The organism is Pseudomonas sp. B37(2017), from assembly GCF_002112885.1.
GTDB classification, from domain to species: Bacteria; Pseudomonadota; Gammaproteobacteria; order Pseudomonadales; family Pseudomonadaceae; genus Aquipseudomonas; species Aquipseudomonas paraglycinae.
In genome coordinates this window covers 256,797-277,865 of record NZ_NEIX01000001.1, presented here as the reverse complement: position 1 = coordinate 277,865, position 21,069 = coordinate 256,797, and the positions used below count along the sequence as shown (strand labels likewise).

At 60.3% G+C, this 21,069-nt stretch carries 27 protein-coding genes; 12 read left to right on the top strand and 15 right to left on the bottom strand.

Annotated elements, in window-relative coordinates:
- Nucleotides 1-24: 24 nt before the first annotated feature.
- Nucleotides 25-957 carry a LysR substrate-binding domain-containing protein gene (locus CAF90_RS01455; protein ID WP_085602969.1) on the bottom strand — a complete coding sequence of 311 codons (933 nt, stop codon included), beginning with the start codon at nucleotides 955-957 and terminating at the stop codon, nucleotides 25-27.
- Nucleotides 958-1,142: 185 nt separating this feature from the next.
- Here CAF90_RS01455 and CAF90_RS01450 point away from each other — a divergent pair, with 185 nt between their 5' ends.
- Entirely contained in the window at nucleotides 1,143-2,321 is a 1,179-nt protein-coding gene (locus tag CAF90_RS01450; protein WP_085602967.1) for a hypothetical protein, read from the top strand.
- 139 nt (nucleotides 2,322-2,460) lie between these two features.
- Entirely contained in the window at nucleotides 2,461-3,336 is an 876-nt protein-coding gene (locus CAF90_RS01445; RefSeq protein WP_085602965.1) for a LysR substrate-binding domain-containing protein, read from the top strand.
- Nucleotides 3,337-3,543: 207 nt separating this feature from the next.
- On the opposite strand, the gene CAF90_RS01440 is transcribed toward CAF90_RS01445, so the two are convergent.
- From CAF90_RS01440 to CAF90_RS01420, 5 genes are all read right to left on the bottom strand, one after another.
- Nucleotides 3,544-4,908 carry an MFS transporter gene (locus CAF90_RS01440; RefSeq protein ID WP_085602963.1) on the bottom strand — a complete coding sequence of 455 codons (1,365 nt, stop codon included), beginning with the start codon at nucleotides 4,906-4,908 and terminating at the stop codon, nucleotides 3,544-3,546.
- Nucleotides 4,909-4,997: 89 nt separating this feature from the next.
- Entirely contained in the window at nucleotides 4,998-6,431 is a 1,434-nt protein-coding gene (locus CAF90_RS01435; RefSeq protein WP_085602961.1) for an NAD-dependent succinate-semialdehyde dehydrogenase, read from the bottom strand.
- Nucleotides 6,428-7,462 carry an aldo/keto reductase gene (locus CAF90_RS01430; RefSeq protein WP_085602959.1) on the bottom strand — a complete coding sequence of 345 codons (1,035 nt, stop codon included), beginning with the start codon at nucleotides 7,460-7,462 and terminating at the stop codon, nucleotides 6,428-6,430. The genes CAF90_RS01435 and CAF90_RS01430 overlap by 4 nt, the downstream gene beginning before the upstream one ends.
- 10 nt (nucleotides 7,463-7,472) lie before the next feature.
- A complete protein-coding gene (fae, locus tag CAF90_RS01425) occupies nucleotides 7,473-7,985 on the bottom strand; it encodes a formaldehyde-activating enzyme (protein ID WP_007950493.1) in 513 nt (170 codons plus the stop codon).
- A gap of 251 nt (nucleotides 7,986-8,236) precedes the next feature.
- Entirely contained in the window at nucleotides 8,237-8,803 is a 567-nt protein-coding gene (locus CAF90_RS01420) for a MarR family winged helix-turn-helix transcriptional regulator (RefSeq protein ID WP_085602957.1), read from the bottom strand.
- Nucleotides 8,804-8,920: 117 nt separating this feature from the next.
- Here CAF90_RS01420 and CAF90_RS01415 point away from each other — a divergent pair, with 117 nt between their 5' ends.
- Genes CAF90_RS01415 through CAF90_RS01405 form a run of 3 tightly spaced genes read left to right on the top strand, consistent with a single transcriptional unit; the run spans nucleotide 8,921 to nucleotide 10,201 of the window.
- Entirely contained in the window at nucleotides 8,921-9,661 is a 741-nt protein-coding gene (locus tag CAF90_RS01415; protein WP_085602954.1) for a hypothetical protein, read from the top strand.
- Nucleotides 9,661-9,918, top strand: a complete 258-nt coding sequence (locus CAF90_RS01410) for a DUF2024 family protein (RefSeq protein ID WP_007950496.1) — start codon at nucleotides 9,661-9,663, stop codon at nucleotides 9,916-9,918. The genes CAF90_RS01415 and CAF90_RS01410 overlap by 1 nt, the downstream gene beginning before the upstream one ends.
- A gap of 4 nt (nucleotides 9,919-9,922) precedes the next feature.
- Nucleotides 9,923-10,201 (top strand): Rho-binding antiterminator, encoded by a 279-nt coding sequence (locus CAF90_RS01405; protein WP_085602952.1) that lies wholly within the window; start codon nucleotides 9,923-9,925, stop codon nucleotides 10,199-10,201.
- A gap of 55 nt (nucleotides 10,202-10,256) precedes the next feature.
- Here CAF90_RS01405 and CAF90_RS01400 read toward each other — a convergent pair whose 3' ends face one another.
- A complete protein-coding gene (locus tag CAF90_RS01400) occupies nucleotides 10,257-11,462 on the bottom strand; it encodes an NAD(P)/FAD-dependent oxidoreductase (RefSeq protein WP_085602950.1) in 1,206 nt (401 codons plus the stop codon).
- 337 nt (nucleotides 11,463-11,799) lie between these two features.
- Here CAF90_RS01400 and CAF90_RS01395 point away from each other — a divergent pair, with 337 nt between their 5' ends.
- On the top strand, nucleotides 11,800-12,348 hold the full coding sequence (locus tag CAF90_RS01395; protein WP_007950499.1) for an Rrf2 family transcriptional regulator: 549 nt from the start codon (nucleotides 11,800-11,802) through the stop codon (nucleotides 12,346-12,348).
- A gap of 63 nt (nucleotides 12,349-12,411) precedes the next feature.
- Here CAF90_RS01395 and CAF90_RS01390 read toward each other — a convergent pair whose 3' ends face one another.
- Nucleotides 12,412-12,747 (bottom strand): hypothetical protein, encoded by a 336-nt coding sequence (locus CAF90_RS01390; protein WP_085602948.1) that lies wholly within the window; start codon nucleotides 12,745-12,747, stop codon nucleotides 12,412-12,414.
- Between the two features lie 176 nt (nucleotides 12,748-12,923).
- On the opposite strand from CAF90_RS01390, the gene CAF90_RS01385 reads away from it, so the two are divergent.
- Nucleotides 12,924-13,163, top strand: coding sequence for a hypothetical protein (locus tag CAF90_RS01385; protein ID WP_007950501.1), 240 nt, complete (start codon nucleotides 12,924-12,926; stop codon nucleotides 13,161-13,163).
- Nucleotides 13,164-13,222: 59 nt separating this feature from the next.
- On the opposite strand, the gene CAF90_RS01380 is transcribed toward CAF90_RS01385, so the two are convergent.
- Nucleotides 13,223-13,411, bottom strand: a complete 189-nt coding sequence (locus tag CAF90_RS01380) for a DUF2188 domain-containing protein (protein WP_085602946.1) — start codon at nucleotides 13,409-13,411, stop codon at nucleotides 13,223-13,225.
- Between the two features lie 197 nt (nucleotides 13,412-13,608).
- Here CAF90_RS01380 and CAF90_RS01375 point away from each other — a divergent pair, with 197 nt between their 5' ends.
- Entirely contained in the window at nucleotides 13,609-13,971 is a 363-nt protein-coding gene (locus CAF90_RS01375; RefSeq protein ID WP_085602944.1) for an NUDIX hydrolase, read from the top strand.
- Nucleotides 13,972-13,974: 3 nt separating this feature from the next.
- On the opposite strand, the gene CAF90_RS01370 is transcribed toward CAF90_RS01375, so the two are convergent.
- The 3 genes from CAF90_RS01370 to CAF90_RS01360 form a co-directional block, all read right to left on the bottom strand.
- Nucleotides 13,975-14,217 (bottom strand): DUF1652 domain-containing protein, encoded by a 243-nt coding sequence (locus CAF90_RS01370; protein ID WP_007950507.1) that lies wholly within the window; start codon nucleotides 14,215-14,217, stop codon nucleotides 13,975-13,977.
- A gap of 122 nt (nucleotides 14,218-14,339) precedes the next feature.
- The gene (locus CAF90_RS01365; protein WP_085602942.1) at nucleotides 14,340-15,239 is read right to left on the bottom strand and encodes a polysaccharide deacetylase family protein; all 900 of its coding nucleotides are present in this window, start codon (nucleotides 15,237-15,239) and stop codon (nucleotides 14,340-14,342) included.
- 134 nt (nucleotides 15,240-15,373) lie between these two features.
- Nucleotides 15,374-16,321: an ABC transporter substrate-binding protein gene (locus CAF90_RS01360; RefSeq protein WP_011334669.1), complete on the bottom strand. Its 948-nt coding sequence runs from the start codon at nucleotides 16,319-16,321 to the stop codon at nucleotides 15,374-15,376.
- Between the two features lie 293 nt (nucleotides 16,322-16,614).
- Here CAF90_RS01360 and CAF90_RS01355 point away from each other — a divergent pair, with 293 nt between their 5' ends.
- The 4 genes from CAF90_RS01355 to CAF90_RS01340 all read left to right on the top strand — a co-directional run bounded on the left by CAF90_RS01355 (nucleotide 16,615) and on the right by CAF90_RS01340 (nucleotide 19,777).
- A complete protein-coding gene (locus CAF90_RS01355; protein WP_085602940.1) occupies nucleotides 16,615-17,601 on the top strand; it encodes an aliphatic sulfonate ABC transporter substrate-binding protein in 987 nt (328 codons plus the stop codon).
- Between the two features lie 61 nt (nucleotides 17,602-17,662).
- Nucleotides 17,663-18,502: an ABC transporter permease gene (locus CAF90_RS01350; RefSeq protein WP_085602938.1), complete on the top strand. Its 840-nt coding sequence runs from the start codon at nucleotides 17,663-17,665 to the stop codon at nucleotides 18,500-18,502.
- A gap of 53 nt (nucleotides 18,503-18,555) precedes the next feature.
- The gene (locus tag CAF90_RS01345) at nucleotides 18,556-19,236 is read left to right on the top strand and encodes an SOS response-associated peptidase (protein ID WP_085602936.1); all 681 of its coding nucleotides are present in this window, start codon (nucleotides 18,556-18,558) and stop codon (nucleotides 19,234-19,236) included.
- Between the two features lie 268 nt (nucleotides 19,237-19,504).
- A complete protein-coding gene (locus tag CAF90_RS01340; RefSeq protein ID WP_085605099.1) occupies nucleotides 19,505-19,777 on the top strand; it encodes a hypothetical protein in 273 nt (90 codons plus the stop codon).
- A gap of 43 nt (nucleotides 19,778-19,820) precedes the next feature.
- Here CAF90_RS01340 and CAF90_RS29490 read toward each other — a convergent pair whose 3' ends face one another.
- The 3 genes from CAF90_RS29490 to CAF90_RS01330 are packed head-to-tail and all read right to left on the bottom strand — an operon-like array spanning nucleotide 19,821 to nucleotide 21,017.
- Entirely contained in the window at nucleotides 19,821-19,967 is a 147-nt protein-coding gene (locus tag CAF90_RS29490) for a hypothetical protein (protein ID WP_166742325.1), read from the bottom strand.
- A 40-nt stretch (nucleotides 19,968-20,007) separates the two neighbouring features.
- Nucleotides 20,008-20,319, bottom strand: coding sequence for an AzlD domain-containing protein (locus CAF90_RS01335; protein ID WP_166742327.1), 312 nt, complete (start codon nucleotides 20,317-20,319; stop codon nucleotides 20,008-20,010).
- Nucleotides 20,319-21,017: an AzlC family ABC transporter permease gene (locus tag CAF90_RS01330; RefSeq protein ID WP_045121617.1), complete on the bottom strand. Its 699-nt coding sequence runs from the start codon at nucleotides 21,015-21,017 to the stop codon at nucleotides 20,319-20,321. Before CAF90_RS01330 ends, CAF90_RS01335 begins: the two co-directional genes overlap by 1 nt.
- Nucleotides 21,018-21,069 lie beyond the last annotated feature (52 nt).

The window sequence follows — 21,069 nt, the reverse complement described above, 5'->3', positions numbered from 1 at the left end:
AAACATTCGAAAAAGGCACGTTACTCAGAAAATCGCCTTCGAAGGCTCAAGCTGGCGCTGCGCCAGCCAGATCTCTTCCTGCAACCACTGACTGAACGCCTGCAACTGCGGCATCTGCGTCTGTTCCGGGCGGGTCACCAGCCAGTAGGACTGGTGACCTTCGACATGCACGTTGTGCACCTGGGTCAACTGCCCGCTGGCCAGCTCCGAGGCAACCATGTGCCAGTCGGCAATGGTGATTCCCAGACCATCGACCGCCGCCTGAATCGCCAGGTCCAACAGGTCGAATTCATAACCGCCCTGGGTATCGACACCCGTGATCCGCGCCGCGTCGAGCCAGTGTTTCCAGGTCAGGTAACGCTGATCCTCGCGGGCCAGCACATGCAGCAGGGTCAGGCGATTGAGGTCGATGCCCTGCTCGCCACCCTCCCGCGCATAAAGGCTCGGCGCGCACACCGCGATATGCCGTTCCTGAATCAGCAGTGAACTGTCGAGCCCGTCCCACTCGCCGTCGCCAAAACGGATCGCGCAATCGAGGGTGCTGGTTTCCGCCAGGCTGTCCTGCAAGCGGGTGGTGATGCTCAATTCCAGTTCCGGATGCTGCTCGCGCAAGCGCCCCAAACGTGGCATCAGCCAGCGGCTGGTGAAGGTGGGCGGCGCGTTGATGTGCAGGCGGTTGGCGTGGGTTTTCTGCTGGATGCTGCGCACCGTCAGCTCGATCTTGTCGAACGATTGGTGCAGCGCCCGCAGCAGAATCTTGCCGGCACCGGTCAGTTCGAGATGGTGATGGCGGCGCTCGAGCAGACTCTCGCCGAGTTGTTCTTCCAACTGCCGCACCTGACGGCTGACCGCGCTCTGGGTGACATTGAGCAACTCGGCGGCGCGGGTGAAGCTGCCGGTGCTGCCGGCCACTTCGAATGCTTTGAGTGCATTCAGGCCGGGCATTTTGCGTTTCATACAAGGCACTCGAAAACCACTGACAAGGCGCAAAGCATCCCACGACAATGGCGAATTGTCCTACAGGATTTTCCGAGTAACATGCATTCGATGCAGGTTTCCCCACCGTTTTTATCGTTTGTTCAACAACCTGCAGATCGCAAAACTGCGCGGCATCTCTAATAAAAACAATCGAGAGCCGCTCCATGCCCTTCCCTGCCTCTTTGCGCCTGCGCACCACCTCCATCGCTCTGTTCTGCAGCATTGCCGCCCCAGCCATGGCGGTCCAGGTTACCGACAATCTCGACCTTGACGGCGCCATTCGTGCCCGTTGGGATGTGGACCCGGATCGCGACATTCAGAAGTTCGGTCTCGACACGGTGTTCCTCAGCGCCAAGTACAACTCCGACACCTGGATCGGAGAAGCGCAATACCGCTTCTACGGTCGCTCCTACCCGTACCAGTACACCAAGGACTATGGCGATATCCGCTTCGCCAAGTTCGCGTGGGTCGGCTACAAGTTCAACCCGGACCAGCAAGTGCAAGTGGGCCTGAACACCGTGCCGTTCGGTTTGCAGCCGTACTTCGGCAGCACCTTCTACGAAACCCTGGGCAACGTCATCGGCCTGGAAGACGTGCAACAGGTCGGCGCCAAGTACATCCAGCAAAGCGGCGACTGGAACCTTCAGGCCGGTTATTACCTGCGTCCGGCGTGGCAAGGCAAAGGCACCAGCAAAGGCGTGACCTATTCCAGCGTCGTATCCGGGGCCGACAGTTACGTAGCCGACGGCAGTGACAACCAGGAACGCAGCACCGTGGTGCTGCGAGTGGCCAGGTCGCTGGATCTGGGGTCGTGGAAATCCGAAGTCGGGATCTCCGGCCTGACCTCGACTCTTGAAAACAAGGACACCGACAACGACGGCCGACGCAACGCTGTGGCCGTGCATTACCTCGGCAAGAACGGCCCGTGGGGCGTGCAGTTGCAGGCGGCGCGGCAGCAGATGTCGCCACGCAATGCCGGCACCGATGAACTGGTGACCCTCGGTGGATACGACGGTACTTACAACGTGGCCAGTCGCGGAAATCTGTACGTGGCTGACCTGAGCTACGACGTCGGCGGCAAATACCTGTTCGACCAGATCAGCGGGATCAAGCTGTACGCCAACTACAGCGCCTTCGACAAGTCTGCCAGCGGGTTCAAGACGTCCGAGCGGATGATCCTCGGAACGTCGTTCTCGGTCAGCAAGTTGTGGGTCGCGACCGAATGGCTGTTCGGTAAAAACGATCCGTACATCGGTGGCAGCAGCTACACCCAGAGCCTTGGTGCGGGGGGACTGGATCAGTGGGAAAACCAGTTATATGTGAACGTCGGGTATTACTTCTGACGCTCGAAAAAATCGCAGCCAGGGCTGCGATTTTTTTTGCCTGCCCGCTGCGAATTCATCTTGCATCCGCACCGTCCCGATAGTCAGATAGCCCTCATTCCAAAACAACAAAAACCGCCCGATCCGGAGTCCCGCCTCCATGCGTCAACTGCCCTCGCTCAACACCCTGCGCGTGTTCGAAGAAGTCGCCCGTCATCGCAGTTTCAGTCAGGCCGCCATCGGGCTGAACGTCACCCAGGGCGCGGTCAGTCGCCAGATCAAACAGCTTGAAGACTACCTCGGCGTGGCGCTGTTCGTGCGCACGCCTCAAGGGCTGTCGCTGACCGAAGCCGGCAGCAATCTTTCCCCGCATCTGGCCGAGGCCTTCGATCACATCGAACGTGCCCTGCAAGCAGTGCGCGTGCCCAATCTGCGCCAGCGCCTGAAAGTACTCGCACCGCCGACCTGGGCCACCCGCTGGCTGTCGCCGCACCTGCGCGCGTTCTGCCAGCGCTACCCGGACATCAACCTCAGCGTGAGTAACCAGATCGGCCACGACAGCCTGACGGAAGTCGATTGCCACATCCGTTTCGGTCTCGCGGCAGCGCCCCACTGCGTCAGTCAATTGCTGGTGATGGAACGGCACATCGCAGTGGCCAGCCCGGAACTGTTCAACGGCGATCAGCCGCCGGATCTGCGACAGTTTCCGTTGCTGCACATCCTGCACGACGGCAAGCGCTTGAAGGTCTGGGAAAACTGGCTGGCGGCCATGGGCCGGGATGACATCGATGCAGGGCAAGGGCTGGAATTCAGCACCCTGGACCAGGTGATCCACACCGCGTTGGCTGGTGGCGGTCTGGCGGTGATCGACCGGCAGATGATCGAAAAGGAACTGGCCAACGGCAGCCTGCTGCCGATCACCCCGATTGAGGTGATCGGCCCTTATGGGTATTGGCTGGATGTGGCGAATGACAAGCAGGGGTTGTCGAAGGTGAGGCTGTTTACCGAGTGGCTCGGCATTGTGTCTAACCCCTGAAAAGCCCCTCACCCTAGCCCTCTCCCAGAGGGAGAGGGAACCTACCGAGTTGCTTATTTGAAATACATCGACCTGAACTATCGAGCCGAACTCAGGCCTCGAAAACCATGAAGATCTGCTCCCTTTCCCCCTCTCCCCTCTGGGGAGAGGGCTGGGGTGAGGGGTGGTTCTCGAACACAACCACCAACTACCCCGCACCGCAAAAACTCAGATCGGCGAGGCAACCTTACCAGCAGATACAACTCCGACTTCCACCGGACTCTGCGCCTTGCACGCCTGACTCAACGTCAACGACTTGGTCTCCGGTGCCCACGCCCAGGACAACAACGCGCCAATCCCCAGGATCGCCGCAAGAATCCCCATCGTCGGGCTCAGACCAATCCCCGCCACACTCACCGGCAACAGGAACGTACTGACCGCCGAACCGAGACGGCTGACGGCCGTCGCCAGACCAATCCCGCTGGCCCGCACTTCCGTCGGGAAGCTCTCCGCCGGGAACACACCCACCAGATTGCTCACCGCTGACAGCACCAGCGTGAACACGCCGAACACCAGCACCATCAGCCACGCCGCGCTGCCCGGCAACACCGCCAGCAGAAACAACGCCACCGCCAGAATGATGAACGAGTTGATCAGGAACCCGCGCCGGGTAAATTTGATCGTGCACCAGATGCCGATCAACGCGCCGAGGATCAGCAGCATGTTGAGCATCAGTTCGGTGCCGAAGCCTTCGGCCAGGCCCATTTTCTGCAGGATCGACGGCAGGAAGGTGTAGATGGCGAAGTACGGCATGACGATGCAGACGAAGAACAGGCAGTTGAACGCCGTGCGCTTGCGGTATTCGCGGCTGAACAGCACCGCATAGCCCGAGCGGGTTTCCGTGGAGCGGGTTTCATCCAGCTCGACGTTATCGCCCAAGTGCTTTTTGACGATGGCACGGGCTTCGGCCACCCGGCCCTGATTGACCAGCCAGCGCGGCGACTCCGGCGTGCCGATACGGGCAATCAGAATCAACGCGGCGGGGATCGCCGACGACGCCAGCATCCAGCGCCAGGCATCGTCACCGAGACTGAGCATGGCGGTGCCGACAAAGGTCGCCGCGACGTAGCCGAAGGTCCAGATCACGCTGAACGAGCCCAGCAATACGCCGCGATGTTTCTTCGGCGCGAACTCGGCGAGCATTGCGTGGCCAACGCTGAAATCCCCGCCCAGACCGATGCCGATCAACACTCGACAGAGGAACAGGCTCATGGCGGTTTCGACGTAGAACTGCATCACCGAGGCAATGGTGATCAGCACGAAACTGACCAGGAAGATTTTCTGCCGGCCGACCTTGTCCGAGATCCAGCCGAAAAACAGACTGCCGAGAAACAGACCGATCAGCGCCGACGCGCCGATCAGGCCCTGCCAGAACGCGTCGAGCTGCATCTGCGGGCTAAGCAAGGTGAACGCGATGCCGATCAGGCCAAGGATATAGCCGTCGGTGAAGTGCGCGCCGAAGGTCAGGCCAGCGATCTTGAGGTGGAAGCGCCCGATGGGCAGGTCATCGATCTTTACGGGTTGAGCGGACATGTTCGTCTCCAATTGTTGTTATTGACGGAGAAACGGAAAGCTCTGGGAGGAACCCTGCAGGAGCCAGTTCCCACAGGGTTCGGGGAGGTCTAGAGACCGCCCATCAACAGGTATTTGATCTCCAGATAGTCATCCAGACCATACTTCGAACCTTCACGCCCAAGGCCCGATTCCTTGATGCCACCGAACGGCGCCACCTCCGTGGAGATGATCCCTTCGTTGATGCCGACCATCCCGGCTTCCAGCCCTTCGGCCATGCGCCAGACGCGGCCGATGTCGCGGCTGTAGAAGTACGCCGACAGACCGAACGGCGTGTCGTTGGCGCGCGCCAGCACCTCGGCTTCGTCCTTGAAGCGGAAGCACGCGGCCACCGGGCCGAAGGTTTCGTCCTGGGCGATCAGCATGTCGCTATTGGCTTCGGTGAGGATGGTCGGTTCGTAGAACGTGCCGCCCAAGGCATGACGACGGCCGCCGCATAACAGCGTGGCGCCCTTCTCCAGCGCGTCGCTGACGTGGGCTTCAACCTTGGCCAACGCGGCGGCGTTGATCAGCGGACCTTGCTCGGTCTCGCCGTCCAGCGCGCTGCCCACGCGCATCGCCGCCACGGCTTCGGCAAGTTTGCCGGTGAAGGCTTCGTAGACGCCGTCCTGAATGAAGAAGCGGTTGACGCACACGCAGGTCTGCCCGGTGTTGCGGAATTTCGAGGCCATCGCGCCTTTGACGGCCGCGTCGATGTCGGCATCGTCGAAGACAATGAACGGCGCGTTGCCGCCCAGTTCCAGCGAGACCTTTTTCAGGGTGTCGGCGGCCTGGCGCATCAACAATTTGCCGGTGCGGGTCGAGCCGGTGAACGACAGTTTGCGCACCACGCTGGACGCTTGCAGCGCGCCGCCGATGGCCACCGCATCGCCGGAGACGATGTTGAACACACCGGCTGGAATCCCGGCCTGCTCGGCCAGCACCGCCAGGGCAAATGCCGACAGCGGGGTTTCTTCCGACGGCTTGAGAATCATCGTGCAACCCGCCGCCAACGCCGGGCCGACCTTGCGGGTGACCATCGCCAGCGGGAAGTTCCAAGGAGTAATCGCTGCAACCACGCCGATCGCTTCCTTGGTCACGATGATCCGCGCATCGGCCTTGTGGCTCGGGATCACGTCACCGTAAGCACGCTTGGCTTCCTCACCGAACCACTCGAGAAAACTGGCAGCGTAAACCACTTCGCCCTTGGCTTCGGCCAGCGGCTTGCCTTGTTCGCGGCTGAGCAAGGTCGCCAGTTCCTGCTGGTTGGCGAGCATCAGATCGCTCCAGCGTTTCAGGCGCTGACTGCGCTCCTTGGCCGTGAGTTTGCGCCACGCTGGCAAGGCACGATTGGCGGCGTCAACGGCGAGGTTGGTTTCCTCGGCGCCGGCCTTTTGCACGTCGGCGATCAACTCACCGTTGGCCGGGTTGCGCACCCGGTAAGTGGCGCCGCCCTGGCCCCACTGACCGTCGATAAAGTTGCCGTGACGGATCAATTCGCTCATGCCACCGCCCCCTGCAACGTGAAGCGTTCCTGCCCTGGACGGGCCGTGCGCAGGATGCGTTTGCCGGCGGTGTAATCGTTGATCACGTCGCACGGGGTGTAGTTGCGTTCCAGCTCGTGCAGCTCTTCGGCATCCAGTTTGGTTTCCAACGCCGCCAGTGCGCTGTCGAACTGCGCGGTGGTGTCGGCGCCGACCAGCATGCAGTCCACGCCCGGATGATTGGCGACCCAGGCCTGGGCGATCTGCGCGTTCGATACGCCGCGGGCACGGGCCACGCGCTGCACCGAATGAGCGATTTCGAACGAGGCTTCGTCGCTGTACATCTGCTGGGTGAAGAAGTCGGTCTGGTTGCGGGTCGATTGCACATCACCGGTCAACAGGCCACGGGCCAGCGGGCTGAACACCGAGACGCCGATGCCCTGATCGCGGCAGAACGGAATCATCTCGCGCTCTTCTTCGCGATAGGCGCAGTTCAGTTGCAGCTGCATGTTGATCGGCTTGACCCAGCCATTGCGCTCGCAGGCCATGAGGATTTTCGCCAGCTGGCCGGTGAGCATGGTCGAGACGCCGATGTAGCGCGCCTTGCCGGAACGCACGATGTCGTTCAGCGCGCCCATGGTTTCCTCGACCGGAGTATTCACGTCGAAGTAATGCAGCATGAACACGTCGACGTAATCCATGTCCAGACGCTTCAGCGAGGCATCGATGCTGTCCATGATGTGCTTGCGCGAATGGCCGCTGGCGTTGATCGCGTTGCGGGTGCCGTAGCCGACCTTGGTGGTGATCACCAGGTCTTCGCGACGGGCCAGACGCTTGACGATGCGCCCTACCACTTCCTCGCCGACACCGGCGGAATAGAAGTCCGCCAGGTCGATGAAGTTCACACCGTTGTTCAGGGCGTGAGCGACGATCGGCTCGCTTTGTTTTTCATTGAAGATCCACGGTTTCCAGTCCGGGGTGCCCATGTTCATGGTGCCCAGGCACAGGCGGGAAACTTGCAGGCCGGAGTTGCCCAAACGGATGTATTGCATGGCGCGGACCTCAGGCTTTTGGCGTGTAGAAAGGGTTGCTGATGTGGTTGACCACATCTTTGAGCTGCGCGGTTTCCGGCTTGCCGGTCAGGGCGGCGCGGATCGCGGTGCGGCAGGCGTTGTAGTTGTTCAGGTAAACCGCATCGAGGTCATCGCAGGCCGGGTTGACCCAGTTGGCGGTGACGATCGCCCACTCATCTTCGGCTTCCGGCGGCAGCGTGCCGTCGAGCAGCGCTTCGAGTACTGCCTTGGCGATGCCGGCCTGGGAAGCGCCCCACGTCGCGTTGCCGTGTAGGTCGCTGCTGATCGCAGCTTTGTTCACATACAGGGTCATCGGCTTGACCGGAATGTTCGGCTGGGCGATCACCATGAACGGGCAATGGCCCTGGCTCGGCGATGCCAGACTGTTGGCAAACGCCTGCCCTGCCGGGCCATTGCGCGGGCCGATCAGGATATTGATGTGCGCGGCGTTCACGCCCGGGCCTTCGAAACCTTCACCGATGTACAGGTCGAGTTCTTTCATCAGTCATTACTCTTTGCGATGCAGAGGGATTTTTTGGGGGTGATCGACAGCTCACGCAGACCGAATGGCCAACGGGATCAATAACGGACGTGGGGAGACGCGAAGGGAGAATCGGGACATGGCTGCAAACGCTCTCTGGTTGTTATTGATGAGCTGTGTTTGCGATTTTTTAACACCGGGGATCGGGCCGGCCGTAACCATTAAAAATCATGGGGCCATGAGGTTTAGTCATAGCCCCGGCGGGGGAGGATTCAGGCGGGGGTTTCTTCGGGCAGGCGATGCTCGCGACAGATCAGTTCGATTTCCGGCGGGGCCAACGCTTCGCCGGTCAATCCGCAGACGGCGCCGGCAGTGGATGTCTGGTGAAAACGACAAGTCCGGCAAAGCCCGTAACTGGGTACGTTTTCGCTGTGTTGAATGTTGCGCAGCAACTCCAGCAACAATACCTCCAGATCGCCGGCACGCGCGCCCATGCGTTGCGCGGCATTGCTCAGGAAATCTGGCGGCATGACCGCATCGATCAGCTCGCGCGCAGTGGTCGTCAATTCCAGATGCACGCTGCGCTTGTCTCGGGCGTCCGGAACCTTGGTCAGAAAACCATGGGTCTCCAGCGCCTTCAGCGACTGCGACACGGTGCCCTTGGTCAGGCCCAGATAATCGGTAACCGCCAGCGGCGTATTCGAATAGCGGTTGCACCGCGCCAGATACAGCAGCGCGCTGAGTTGAATCGGTTGCAGTTCGGCCAGCAGCGGGTGCTCGCGAAACCACACGCGGGTCAGGCTCGACAATCTTTCCAGCAGGTCAAACAACACGGTCATCGCCTGTTTCAATGGGATCGATAAATAGTATCGTTTAAAAACCTTATTGACAAAAAACAGTACCACCTTAGGATTGCGGTATCGATTCGAAACTTAAACCGCACATCGAGGCATCCCATGAAAAGCACATTGGCATTGACCATCAGCACGCTTCTGGCAACACAAGCCTGGGCCCACGGACCAGAAGGCATTCACAGCGAACCCGGTAAAACCGACGCCGCGTTCGATCTGGTCCACACCCGTGTTTTCAAGGACGGCAACACCTTGGTCTTCGAACAATTGGTCGATGGCAAGGCCGGCAGCCGCGTGCCGACCGCCAAGGGTTCATTCGCCGGCGCCGAGGTTTACAGCTACGTCTGGCCCACTAGCCTGGACAGCGGCGCCGTCGGTTTTGAAGCGAACTCCGGCATCCTCGCCCTCGCCCTGACCTCGCACCCGGACTTCGATGACACCCCGCAGCTGGATGAAAACAAGGACGGCAAGAAGGACAACGACGGCGGCCTCTGGCACTCGCACTGGGTGGTCCTGAGCAAGGATGAAAGCTGCGGCCCCGGTGGCCTGAAAGTGCGCGACATCCCCAAGGACGCCAAACCGAAACTACCTGCGACCTGGCCCGGCGCGCCGATTTACATCGACTCCCCCGGCTACGACCTGAGCGTGAAACAGAACGCCGCGCAGATCCGCGTGCCGCTGGCTGCCGTCGGTTTCCCGCAAAGCTTCAACTATGACGGCGTCACCGCAGCGCTGAAGGTCAATGCCGACCTGCACAACCCGCTGCTGTGTGTCAGCAGCGTCTACGACATCGCCTCGGGCAACCTCTCGCTGCCCGGCACCTGGAAAATGCAGGAGAGCCAATAATGTTCGTCAAAGTATTCGATACCCACGTGCGCACCAAAGATGGCCGCTATCTTCATTTCGATGTTTTGACCGATCGCGAAGCCGAAGCGGCGAAGGCCTACGCCCGGCAGTTCCTGATGGACAACGGCTTGCAGGACGAAGACATTTCCCAGAGCCAGTGTCTGTTCTGCCACAGCGAGCCGGCCAATCCGCAGGTCGCCAAGGCCATCGCCGAAGACGGCTATTTCATCATCACTCTGCAAGGTTTCGAGGAGTAGCACCATGACCCGTTATCAGCCGTTGAACTGTGATCTGTACGACTACCTGGAAATCGCCTGCCTGCGCGGCTATCAGCTGGACATCGAGTTGATTGACGGTCAGCAACTGATGGCTCGGGCCGTGACCACGCGAACCAGCAGCGACAAAGAAGAATTCCTGGTGATCGAGCAACAAGGCGCGCAACAGGAAATTCGCCTCGACCAACTGCTCGCCATCACACCTCAGGAGGCCAACGCCGAGTTCGGTCGGGTGGTCCTTGCCGGAGGGGTTTGCGCAATCTGAACGAAAAAATCCCGCCCGGCATCAACCGGGCGGGATTTTCTGTGCCACGCCGTTTTTACGCGACGACGGGGATCATCGGATCCGCAGCCGCCAGCGCGATGGCACGGTCAGCCGCCGGCGGGTAGATCCACTGGGTGTTGATCTGGGTCTTGAGCGACTTGCCCTCCTCTTTAACCAGTTTCACCTGACGATCCCAGCCTTCGGTGTACACCGCACCCCAGGCGCCGAGGTCGAGGCAGGTCACGTATTTCGGCTGGCTGTACGGCTTCGGGTCGACCCCGAGGATCTGCGCTGCGACGTTGTTACCGGCGTGACGACCAAGAGAAATCGCGTGCTGGCAGGTCATCAGGGCGAAGTTGCCGACATCGTCGGTGGCCGCGTAAGCCACGTCGCCGGTGGCGAAGATGTCGTCCTGGCCGATGACTTTCAGGTTGGCATCAACGTGCAGGCGACCTTGGCGATCGCGCTCGGCAGGAATCTGCTCGGTCAGGGAGCTGGCACGTACACCGGTGGTCCAGACCACGGTTTTTGCGTCGATGCGCTGGCCGTCCGACAGGGTCACGCCGTTTTCATCGACCGACAGCACCGACACACCCAGTCGCCATTCAACGCCCAACTCTTCGCTCGCTTCGGCAATCGACACACTGATGGCTTCGCCCATGGAAGCGCCGACTTTCTGCGCACGGTCAACGATGATCACTTGAACCTTGGCATCAGCGCCCAGCACAGCGCGCAGACGCGCCGGCATTTCAGTGGCGGTTTCGATACCGGTGAAACCGCCGCCGGCGACGACCACCGTGTTGCGTGCCTGGCTTTCAGGCTGGCCGATCAGGGAATCCAGGTGGTTTTCCAGGCGGATCGCAGCTTCGATCTGATCGACATCAAACGCGTATTGCGCCACGCCCGGGGTGTCTGGCAGGGCCAGGCCGCTGCCGGAGGCCAGCACCAGTTTGTCGTAGTTGAACACCTGCTGCGCACCGGCTGCATCGGTGTAGCCCACGGTTTTCGCCTGCACGTCGATGGTGTTCGCCGCGCCTTTGATGAAGTTGACGCCAACCGCATCGAACAGATCGCCCAGCGGCGCCGCCAGCGTGTGGGCATTCGGCTCGTAGAAACGCGGACGAACGCGCAGCTCGGCCTGCGGCGCCAACACGGTCACTTCGATGTTGTCCCGATTGTGAATGTCGACCAGACGCGTGGCGCTCAATGCCGTCCACATGCCACCGAAACCTGCGCCGATTACCAGAATGTGCTGTTTCATTGTTCTCTCCAGGCACGAAGCCAAGTCACTGAATGAGGTTGAAGGATTCACATCATCGGGAGCGGACACGTCTGTATTTTTCAAGAACGCGGAAGGCTGCTCACCGGATAACGGCGACTGTATTGGTCGCCTTTAAATCCGACAAGTCAGATTTTGTGATGATTAGCATCGAAAACTTCGATAGCTCAGATTGAGCGTATCCGCCCTCCACAACTCATTGATTTAGCTGAAAACCAAGAAAAACGGGATCCTCAGAGCCAAAAACCCAAGGCGTTCCCGATTTGTTTGCCACGAACAACCCTGATAACATCGGCGACAAATACAGTCGGAGATAGTTATGTCGCTTTACAGTGCGGGGGTCGAGTACGGCATTCACTGCCTGGCCTTTCTGGTGGGCAGCGGCGGTGACAGTCGTGAAGCCAGCGTGCGCGACCTGGCAGAGCTGCAAGGGGTGCCACTGGATTACCTGGCGAAGATCTTCACCAAACTGGCCAAAGGCAAACTGGTGGAATCCACCGGCGGTGTGCGCGGCGGCTTCACCCTGGCGCGTCCGGCGGATGAAATCACCCTGCTCGATATCGTCAATGCCATCGATGGTCCCAAGAACATTTTCGAATGCCGGGACATTCGCGGACGCTGCGCACTGTTCGATGGCTCGCCGCCGGACTGGGCGCTGGACGGCACCTGCTCGATTCACGCCGCGATGATGACCGCGCAAAAGCGCATGGAAGAAGCCCTCGCCCAGCAGACCATCCTCGACATCGCCAGAAAGGTCGGGCGCAAGGCGCCGGCGGGCTTCAACAGCCAGGTGGAAGACTGGATGCAGGATCGTCGGGAAAAGAAGACCGGCGGCGCCGGCATTCCGCTTACCGACATCTCGGACTGAGCTCGATCAGCAGGCAAAAAAAAGCAGAAACCGATCACCGGTTTCTGCTTTTTTTATTCGACCTTACAGGCAGTCGCGCACCGCTTTGCGCAACGACCCGGACTTCGCCCACGGCGGCCCCTGGTACAGGGAAACGCGGCTGCCGTCCTTGTACTTGACCACATCGAGAATCTCGTCGGCGGTGACGATGCTCGGCGCGGTGATCCGGTAGCCATTGGAAATCGCTGTCTGGGACGTCTTGGCAACGTCCTGCTGCCACAGCGGCAATACACACGCGGCGTAGTCCTTGGGAGTCTTGCCGCTGATCTTGCTGACATTCGGCTCGCCCGGCACCAGTGACGCAGGCAGCGAACAACCGGCCAATGCCGCCATCAGCATCCCCCCGATCAACATCCGCATGGTGATTCCTTCTTCTGAAAAAACGCGAATGTACCCTGTAACTGTTCGGACATCCATCGTAGCGCTCTGCCTGTATTCCCCGAAAACCGGGCCATTCAGCTCACCGACAGAAGACCTTGCCCCACACCGGAAAAATGCGGCTACTCTGTTTTACCGAGAATGTTCCGGAGGTGATCATGCGGCTCAATGAATACGAACACGAACTTCAGCGTGACCTGCAAAGCGTGGCATCGGACCTGAGATGGTCGGCGGTGGACCTCAAGCGCATCGCCGAGCAACTGCGCCAGTCGGGCAACGAGGCGGACGCCCAGGCGGTACTGCGATCCTGCGAGGTGCTGCAAAGCGATGAAGAACGCCTGCAACTTTACGCCCGGGAAGTGAAAGCCCGCGCCATCAGCCGAACCAAAGTCCACTGAACCTCACCCTGCCCACAGCAAAAAGCCCCGGTCAACCGGGGCTTTTTCTTCACAGACCTTCAGTCTGTCTTGCGACCGCGTGCGCGGCTTTTGTACCCCGGCAGCGCGGCGGCATACGCCAGCGCTTCCTCGCGACTGGCAAACGAAGCAAGCCGGTCGCCCTGCGTGCAGACCCGCCATGGGCCATTGTTCACGCTGAGTACGTCGTAGCCATTCATGTGCATTTTGTTCAGCATCGCCATGCTCATAGGCACCTCCTGTCTGGTAACGAACTTTTCCACCTTACACCCGCAACACTCTGACGTGCCGACCGAACGTCGCACCGCAGCCGCGTCAAGTCTCCGGCACTTTTGCCGCTGCCAGGCACTCAGAAGCTCTAAACCGGTAGCGGCCCAAATATTGCTAATTCATGACAGATTTATGACAACCGGCAATCGGGTAACACATGAAAGTACGAGCAACCGTCATCTGCGAGCAGGATCGACACATTCTCCTGGTGCGCAAACCAAGGTGCCGCTGGACGCTTCCGGGGGGCACCGTCGAACCGGGAGAAACCCGCGCGCAAGCCGCCGTCCGAGAACTAAAGGAGGAAACCGGGCTGGACAGCGATGACATGCTCTATCTGATGGAATTGCAGAACGGCAGCACCCGCCACCACGTCTACGAGGCTTCGGTGCTGAACATTGATCAGGTTCGCCCGCTGAATGAAATCGTCGACTGTCTCTGGCACCCGCTGGATGCGGTGCAGAATCTGAACGTCAGTGACGCCACGCTGAGCATCGTCCGCGCCTTTCAGCGACGTCTTTAACCCTCAACCGGCGAATGCCCGGCGACCGGCGCTCATCTCGGTGCGCAATTCACCGATGAAATTGGAGATGTCACGAATGGTGACCAGATGCTCCGGCGAAACCCCGTTGAGCAACAGGTTGACCCGCCCGCTGTCGGGTTCGTAAACCTTGATCTGCAAGAGTCCCTGCGCCGTTTCGGTGCAATCGCAATACAGCGGCGAAAAGCCGGATTCGACGATGCGGCAAATGTCGGTAATGGCAATCATGGGGGCACGCCTCACAGGCGCAGGCTCGGGCGACCCGATCAGCATAGATGAGCTTTTGTCGCCTTGCTCTCACCGACACCCGCAAAATTTGCCAACCGCTTCACATCTTCAAGTCGCCGCTCTCAATGGGCGTCATGGTCCCAGATCCAGTTCCAGATTCCCGGCAGGTTCACCGGTTTCGACGACTCGCCCACCGTGCGCGCCAGCGCGGCTTTTTCCAGCGCCGTGCGATCCTCATAGAACGGTTTGTCTGCCAGTCGCACGCCGGTGGCGGCGGCGCTGTCGAGCAGAATCTGCAAGTACTCGCGGGTGTGGCGGGCTGTGTAGCGGTTGAGGTCATGGAAGGTCACCACCACCGGAATCACCCCGTCCACCGTCGGCAATTCGCCAAGGGCAATCCGTTCCCGGACCTCAGACAGCTGACGCAGCATGTTTGCCCGCCGCCGGGGGCTGGCGTTGAAACCCCAGATCTTGCCGTCGTTGGCGCTCAGGTCGGTCAGCAACACCTGCATGTGGTGCTGCTGATAGGCGGCGAAGGTGCGTTTGTCGTAGTTCCAGAACGGCGGACGCAGCAATGTCGGCGGCGCGCCGGTGATCGCCGCGATGTCCGCCGAGCCGTTGGTCAACGTGGTTTCGAGCTCATCCGGGTCGAGCAATCGATGATTGGTGTGCCAATGGGTCGCAGTGTGAAAGCCCAGAATGTGCCCTTCAGCGTGCTCGCGGCGCATCACCCGCCGGCCGATCTCACTGTTGCCCGCTCGTGGCGCGCGGGTCTGCACGAAAAACACCGCTTTGATCCCCGATTGCAGCGGGTTGTCCTTGAGGCTGTCGAGCACAGTGTCGGTCGGGTTGAAAAAACTGGAAGCGCTGGGCCCGTCATCGAAGGTCAACAGAAAGCGCACAGGCGCCTGCTCTTTGAGCCGGGCTTCGGTCTGTGCGGTCATTTCGATGGGAGCGGCGATGCATCCGGCCAGCCCGACGGCCACCGCCATCGCGCAGAAAAGCTTGAACCACTGTGTCATGTTTTGCCTTGAGCCCGACCGTTGCGGTCATGTTGTCGATTGGCAAAACTCCTTCGCCGCTGCTGCCTCCCTGCGACCCATTGAGATGGGCCGAGGTTGGATAAAGATACACAGGGTTTGGTTCCGGCGCTCGCTCAGCGTGCCAGTGCCTGTTGAAACGAGCTGTCGATGATCCCCGCCGTGGCCAGCGGAGCCGGCAGCGCCTTGACCTTGAACAGAAAGTCGGCGGTGCTTTGCAGATCGGCGGCAGCCTGTTGATCGACCGGGCCGACCGTCATGTGCGCCTGGCGCAACCAGTGCCGCGAAACCTGTTGATCGAGGTTGGCCTTCTTCGCCCACAGGTCGGCGTATTCGTCGGTGTGACTGTCAACCCAGGCCCGGGCCTGCTTCAGGCGCCCGAGGAAATCGGCGATCGCTTCGCGCTTGCTGTCGATGGACGGCGCCGAGGCCGCAATGGCGCTCAAGCCCGGCATCAGGTTTTTCGCCGTGAGAATCGGCCGCGCACCCGAGAACACGATCTGCTGGGAAATGTACGGTTCCCAGACCGGGAACGCATCGATGCTGCCTTGCGGTAGCGCGGCAGCTGCATCAATCGGCATCAATTTGACGAAGTCGACGTAATTCTCCGGCAAACCGCCCTGCTCCAGCGCCCGCAAGGTCAACTGCTGACTCCAGGCACCCGGCCAGTAGGCGACCTTCTTGCCCTTCAGGTCCTCAATGGTTTTCACCGGAGAATCCTTGGGCACCAACAGGGCGATGGTGTCCGGGTTCTGTCGCGACACACCGATCAGTTTCACCGGCGCCTGTTTGGCAGCCAGGAACAAAAATCCCGAATCCCCCAGAAAACCCAGATCCAGCGACCCGGTCTGCAACGCCTCGGCCAATGGCGCGGCGGCCTGGAAGTGTTTCCAGTCGACCGTGTAAGGCGCGTCCTTCAACACGCCGGACGCTTCTATGGACGCGCGGATGTTGTAGTAATTCTGGTCACCGACGTGCAGGACCAAGGGTTCGGCGGCGTAGGTCAATGGCGTGGCAAACAGTGCGCTGGTCAACGCGGCGCGTAGGAAACGTGAGAGCTTCATGGCGAGTCCTGCAGAAGGGATTTTTATAGACCATAACGCTCTTACAAATCAGATTTGAAATTCGATTAGCGCATAAGCTCAGCACCTTCCCGCCGCACTGTTGGCCGAGCAACAGTGGCTCGGCACAGTGTTCTCCCTGCAACACTTCAAACCTGCAAAACCGGCGTTAGACCCCGTAAATACGGGACAAGGCGCACATGGCACAGAGCCTGCAATATTCCATTCATGCAGGAAGCATTCGATAAAAATATCTTTTTGGACATAAGAATCTGTTGCCTTGCCGGAGCGTGCCCATGAAATCCCTCTTACCGTTTTCCCGCGTCAAAACGCTGCTCGCGGCCTGCGCAGTAGCCCTGAGCCTGCAACCGCTCGCCCACGCTGCCGAAGCGCCGCCGGCCGAAGTGCATCTGGATTACGCCTATTACTCGCCGGTCAGCCTGGCGCTCAAACACCTGGGCTACCTGGAAAAAGCCCTGCCCCAGAGCAAAGTCAGCTGGGTGCTGAGCCAGGGCAGCAACCGCTCGCTGGAATACCTCAACAGCGGCGGCGTGGATTTCGCCTCGTCGGCCAGCCTCGCTGCCGTGCTCAGCCGGGCCAATGGCAGCCCGATCAAATCGGTCTACGTTTACAGCCGCGCCGAATGGACCGCGCTGGTGGTGCGCAAGGACTCGCCGATCCAGTCCGTCGGCGACCTCAAGGGCAAGAAAATCGCCGCCACCAAAGGCACCGATCCGTACCTGTTCACCCTGCGCACCCTGCAACAGGCCGGGCTGAAAAAGGACGACGTGGAACTGGTGCACCTGCAACATCCGGACGGCCGCACCGCCCTGGAGAAAGGCGATGTCGACGCTTGGGCCGGCCTCGATCCGCACATGGCCGCCAGTCAGGTGCAGGCCGGTTCGCGCCTGCTGTACCGCAATCGCGACTTCAACAGCTACGGCGTGGTCAGCGTTACCGAGCAATACGCCAGGCAGCACCCGCAAACCATCGACACCGTGATCAAGGCCTATGAGCAGGCCCGCGAGTGGTCGGTGAAGAACCCCGAAGAACTGGCCAAGTTGCTCGCCAGCGAATCCGGTCTGCCGCTGGATGTGGCCAAGCTGCAACTGTCGCGCACCGACCTGAGCAGCCCGCAACTGACCGCCAAGGATGTGCTGGCGTCGAAAGCCGCCGCGCCGATTCTGGTCTCCGAAGAACTGGTGCGCCGTGGGGTGAATGTCGATCAGGTCATCGATCAGTTGATCGACACCGGTTTCCAGCAAGTCGCCGCCGCCCAGTAACCGATCAGGCTCATAACAAATCCGCGCCCGTCGCGGATTTGTCGTGAGCGGAGAACCGTCCATGAGCAACGACTTTCCCGCCCGCCTCGCCTTGTCGGCCCCACGCCGAAAACCCTTGCCGTTGAATCCACTCTGGCGCCGGCGCCTTAAAGGCCTGGCGCTGCCAATGCTGATCGTGATCGCCCTGGAATTTATCGTACGCATTGGCTGGCTGCCGTCCTACCAGATGCCCGCGCCGAGCGAGATCGCCCTGACCCTCACCGATCTGGCCGAAGGCGCCTTGTGGAAACACATCGGTGCCAGCCTGATTCGCGTGCTGCTGGGGTTTGCCATCGGCGCGAGTCTGGCGCTGGTGTTTGCCGCGTGGGTCGGCCTCAGCCGCGAAGCCGAGGCCTATCTGGAACCGACCTTCGCCGCGCTGCGTTCGATTCCCAGCCTGGCCTGGGTGCCGCTGTTGCTGCTGTGGCTGGGGATCGACGAGACCTCGAAAATCGTCCTGATCGCCATCGGCGCGTTCTTCCCGGTTTACGTCAACGTGGTCGCGGCGATCCGCAACATCGACCGCAAACTGGTAGAGGTCGGGCACATCTATGGTTTCAGTCCGCTGCAACTGGTGCGACGGATTCTGCTGCCCGCCGCCCTGCCCGGCCTGTTCACAGGATTGCGCAGCGGCATGAGCCTGTCGTGGATGTTTCTGGTGGCGGCCGAACTGATCGCCGCGACCAAAGGTCTGGGTTACCTGCTCAGTGACGGTCGCGAAACGTCGCGGCCGGACATCGTGCTGGCCGCGATCATCGTCCTGGCGCTGCTGGGCAAACTCAGCGACGGCCTGCTGGCCATACTGGAACGCCGCTGGCTGGTCTGGCGCGACGCGTTCACCGGCCAGGGCAGCAAGGATTGAACCGTGCAACTAAGCTCAAACCTTCAGGCAGCTGTTCGCCGGAGGGTCGGCCAATGTGCGGAAGACTGTCGCAATACCGGGGCATCCACGATTTCGTCGCGGTGCTGAGCATTCCCGATGCGCTGATCAATCACGTCGGCGACGCACCGCTGGCGCATTACAACGCTGCACCCACGACGTCGCTGGCGATCCTCCATCAACACGAACAACGGCTATACGCCGACAATCTGCGCTGGGGCTGGCGTCCGCACTGGGCCAAGGATCGCGCCGCACCGATCAACGCGCGGCTGGAAAAAGTCGCACACGGGCCGTTCTTTCGAGCGATCTGGCGTCATCGGCTGATCGTGCCGGTCGACAACTGGTTCGAGTGGGTCGATGCCCCCGACAAAAGCCGACAGCCCTGGCTGATTCGTCGCGCCGATCATCAACCGGTTTTCTGCGCCGCCATCGGCCAATTTCCGACACCCGGCGAACCTCCACGGGAAGACGACGGCTTCGTCATCATCACCGCCAACAGCGAAGGCGGCTTGCTCGATGTGCATGACCGGCGCCCGATCGTGCTGTGCGCCGATCGGGTGCACGAATGGCTCGATCCCGCCACGCCCACCGAACGCGCCGAGCAGATGCTGCTGTTCGAAGCCGAACCCAGCGAAGCGTTCCAATGGCACAAAGTCGGCAAAGCGGTGGGCAACTCCCGCAATCAGGGTGCGGAATTGATTGAAGCGGTGACGTAAATAAATGCCGGCGTGGTGCGTTATCAAGGGCAGGAATCCACGAATTGAATCCTGCGCGTTACACCCGGTGTTTCAAACGCGAAACATTCAACATAAACAGTCGTTTGATTGAACTAACCGCCTGTCTGACATTTCAACCGTCATACATACATTTACAAACACTACGGATAGCATGCGCGCCGCATTTCCTTTTGGCATACCAGTTGACCAAAGAGTCAGCAAAACCAGGAATACCCCACAAACTTAACAAGCCTTGCAGAGAATTAAGTTGCGCGACGATTTTGCAATCAAACAGGTCACAGGCCTGGAGTGTATTCATCTGTCCACGACAGAACGCTTTCAACTCGACTGTTTTATCGGCCACTACATAAAGACTCGAAACCTGCGTGACGTACCCGATATCGACCGCATCCTGCGCGCCACCCTCGAAAACTATCCCTGCCACCCGCCGGTGATGGTCAACGAGCTGAATGCCTGGATCGACAAGACCTTGGGTTATCGGGCCTCCCACCCCGATTTCACGCAGTTGGACGATCTTTGATGAACGAAAAGCCCCGCAATCGCGGGGCTTTTCGTTGTGGCGTTCAGGGTTTCAGCGGGCGTTCCTGATCACGGTCGGACAACTCGCGGCTGTCGTCATGCTTCCAGGTCTGCTCCTTGTGTTTCTCCCGCTCGAGCTCTTCTTCACTCGGTTCGTCATCTTCTTCGGGACGTTTCTGCTCGGTTGCCATGTTCACCTCGCTAATGGAATTCACCCATTAAGCGTAGAACTTAAAGCCACCAGCGCAATAGAAAGAAGAACGCCATGCTCAATAGCATGCTAAGCAATGTATTACGCGTGTAGATCACCAGGCCGATTGCGACTAGTGAACTCAGCAGATAAGGGTTATCCCACTGCAGATTCAGTTGTTTGTCCGGCATGAATACAATCGGCCCGCAAATCGCGGTCAACATGCCCGGCACGGCAAAACCGAGAAATTGCCGCGCGTTGCTGCTCAGACGCACCGGCAGGCGCGGTTCGAGAAACACGTAACGGTTGAGGAACACCAGAATCCCCATGCCGATAATCACTGCCCAGACCATCATGTACGCTCCCGATACAGCTTGTTGCAGATAAACCCGGCGGTCATGCCAGCCAGCCCCGACAACACCAGCGCCGAACCCCATTGCCAGTAACTGAACAGCACCGAGCAGAACAGCGACACCGCCACGCAGACCACCGTCGGCACATTGCGCACCACCGGGGTGATCAATGCGATGAAGGTGGCGGCAATCGAGAAGTCCAGCCCCAGGTGCTCAAGCCCCGGAATGCTGCTGCCGAGCACGATGCCGGCCAGGGTGAAGAGGTTCCAGGCGATGTAAAACGTCAGACCCACGCCCAACGCGTACCAGCGGTTGAACTGCTGGCGATCATGCTGACTGGTCAGGGCGAACAGTTCATCGGTGAGCAAAAAGCCCAGACCGATGCGCCAACGCCCCGGCAACGGCGAAATCACGTGGCGCATGCTCATTCCATAAAGCAAATGTTGCGAGGTCAGCAACAGCGTGGTCAGCAGAATCGAGAAAATCCCGGCGCCGCCCTTGAGCATGCCGATCGCCACCAACTGCGCAGCGCCGGCAAACACGATGCTCGACAGGCCCTGCCCTTGCAGCGGCGTGAGGTTGGCTTCAATCGCCATGGAGCCGGCCAGCAGCCCCCACGGCGCGGTCGCCAGGGATAACGGCATGATCGCCGCGGCTCCGCGAAGAAAAGCACTGCGCGGCATTAATGAGTCGGACATAACACGCTTCAACCGTGAGACAAGACCCCGGACTCTGCCAGCAAACGCCCGT

What these genes read in the sequence shown, in the direction of transcription:
- CAF90_RS01455 (WP_085602969.1), bottom strand. Translation starts at nt 957, where the DNA reads ATGAAACGCAAAATGCCCGGCCTGAATGCACTCAAAGCATTCGAAGTG.
- CAF90_RS01450 (WP_085602967.1), top strand. Translation starts at nt 1,143, where the DNA reads ATGCCCTTCCCTGCCTCTTTGCGCCTGCGCACCACCTCCATCGCTCTG.
- CAF90_RS01445 (WP_085602965.1), top strand. Translation starts at nt 2,461, where the DNA reads ATGCGTCAACTGCCCTCGCTCAACACCCTGCGCGTGTTCGAAGAAGTC.
- CAF90_RS01440 (WP_085602963.1), bottom strand. Translation starts at nt 4,908, where the DNA reads ATGTCCGCTCAACCCGTAAAGATCGATGACCTGCCCATCGGGCGCTTC.
- CAF90_RS01435 (WP_085602961.1), bottom strand. Translation starts at nt 6,431, where the DNA reads ATGAGCGAATTGATCCGTCACGGCAACTTTATCGACGGTCAGTGGGGC.
- CAF90_RS01430 (WP_085602959.1), bottom strand. Translation starts at nt 7,462, where the DNA reads ATGCAATACATCCGTTTGGGCAACTCCGGCCTGCAAGTTTCCCGCCTG.
- fae (WP_007950493.1), bottom strand. Translation starts at nt 7,985, where the DNA reads ATGAAAGAACTCGACCTGTACATCGGTGAAGGTTTCGAAGGCCCGGGC.
- CAF90_RS01420 (WP_085602957.1), bottom strand. Translation starts at nt 8,803, where the DNA reads ATGACCGTGTTGTTTGACCTGCTGGAAAGATTGTCGAGCCTGACCCGC.
- CAF90_RS01415 (WP_085602954.1), top strand. Translation starts at nt 8,921, where the DNA reads ATGAAAAGCACATTGGCATTGACCATCAGCACGCTTCTGGCAACACAA.
- CAF90_RS01410 (WP_007950496.1), top strand. Translation starts at nt 9,661, where the DNA reads ATGTTCGTCAAAGTATTCGATACCCACGTGCGCACCAAAGATGGCCGC.
- CAF90_RS01405 (WP_085602952.1), top strand. Translation starts at nt 9,923, where the DNA reads ATGACCCGTTATCAGCCGTTGAACTGTGATCTGTACGACTACCTGGAA.
- CAF90_RS01400 (WP_085602950.1), bottom strand. Translation starts at nt 11,462, where the DNA reads ATGAAACAGCACATTCTGGTAATCGGCGCAGGTTTCGGTGGCATGTGG.
- CAF90_RS01395 (WP_007950499.1), top strand. Translation starts at nt 11,800, where the DNA reads ATGTCGCTTTACAGTGCGGGGGTCGAGTACGGCATTCACTGCCTGGCC.
- CAF90_RS01390 (WP_085602948.1), bottom strand. Translation starts at nt 12,747, where the DNA reads ATGCGGATGTTGATCGGGGGGATGCTGATGGCGGCATTGGCCGGTTGT.
- CAF90_RS01385 (WP_007950501.1), top strand. Translation starts at nt 12,924, where the DNA reads ATGCGGCTCAATGAATACGAACACGAACTTCAGCGTGACCTGCAAAGC.
- CAF90_RS01380 (WP_085602946.1), bottom strand. Translation starts at nt 13,411, where the DNA reads ATGAGCATGGCGATGCTGAACAAAATGCACATGAATGGCTACGACGTA.
- CAF90_RS01375 (WP_085602944.1), top strand. Translation starts at nt 13,609, where the DNA reads ATGAAAGTACGAGCAACCGTCATCTGCGAGCAGGATCGACACATTCTC.
- CAF90_RS01370 (WP_007950507.1), bottom strand. Translation starts at nt 14,217, where the DNA reads ATGATTGCCATTACCGACATTTGCCGCATCGTCGAATCCGGCTTTTCG.
- CAF90_RS01365 (WP_085602942.1), bottom strand. Translation starts at nt 15,239, where the DNA reads ATGACACAGTGGTTCAAGCTTTTCTGCGCGATGGCGGTGGCCGTCGGG.
- CAF90_RS01360 (WP_011334669.1), bottom strand. Translation starts at nt 16,321, where the DNA reads ATGAAGCTCTCACGTTTCCTACGCGCCGCGTTGACCAGCGCACTGTTT.
- CAF90_RS01355 (WP_085602940.1), top strand. Translation starts at nt 16,615, where the DNA reads ATGAAATCCCTCTTACCGTTTTCCCGCGTCAAAACGCTGCTCGCGGCC.
- CAF90_RS01350 (WP_085602938.1), top strand. Translation starts at nt 17,663, where the DNA reads ATGAGCAACGACTTTCCCGCCCGCCTCGCCTTGTCGGCCCCACGCCGA.
- CAF90_RS01345 (WP_085602936.1), top strand. Translation starts at nt 18,556, where the DNA reads ATGTGCGGAAGACTGTCGCAATACCGGGGCATCCACGATTTCGTCGCG.
- CAF90_RS29490 (WP_166742325.1), bottom strand. Translation starts at nt 19,967, where the DNA reads ATGGCAACCGAGCAGAAACGTCCCGAAGAAGATGACGAACCGAGTGAA.
- CAF90_RS01335 (WP_166742327.1), bottom strand. Translation starts at nt 20,319, where the DNA reads ATGGTCTGGGCAGTGATTATCGGCATGGGGATTCTGGTGTTCCTCAAC.
- CAF90_RS01330 (WP_045121617.1), bottom strand. Translation starts at nt 21,017, where the DNA reads ATGTCCGACTCATTAATGCCGCGCAGTGCTTTTCTTCGCGGAGCCGCG.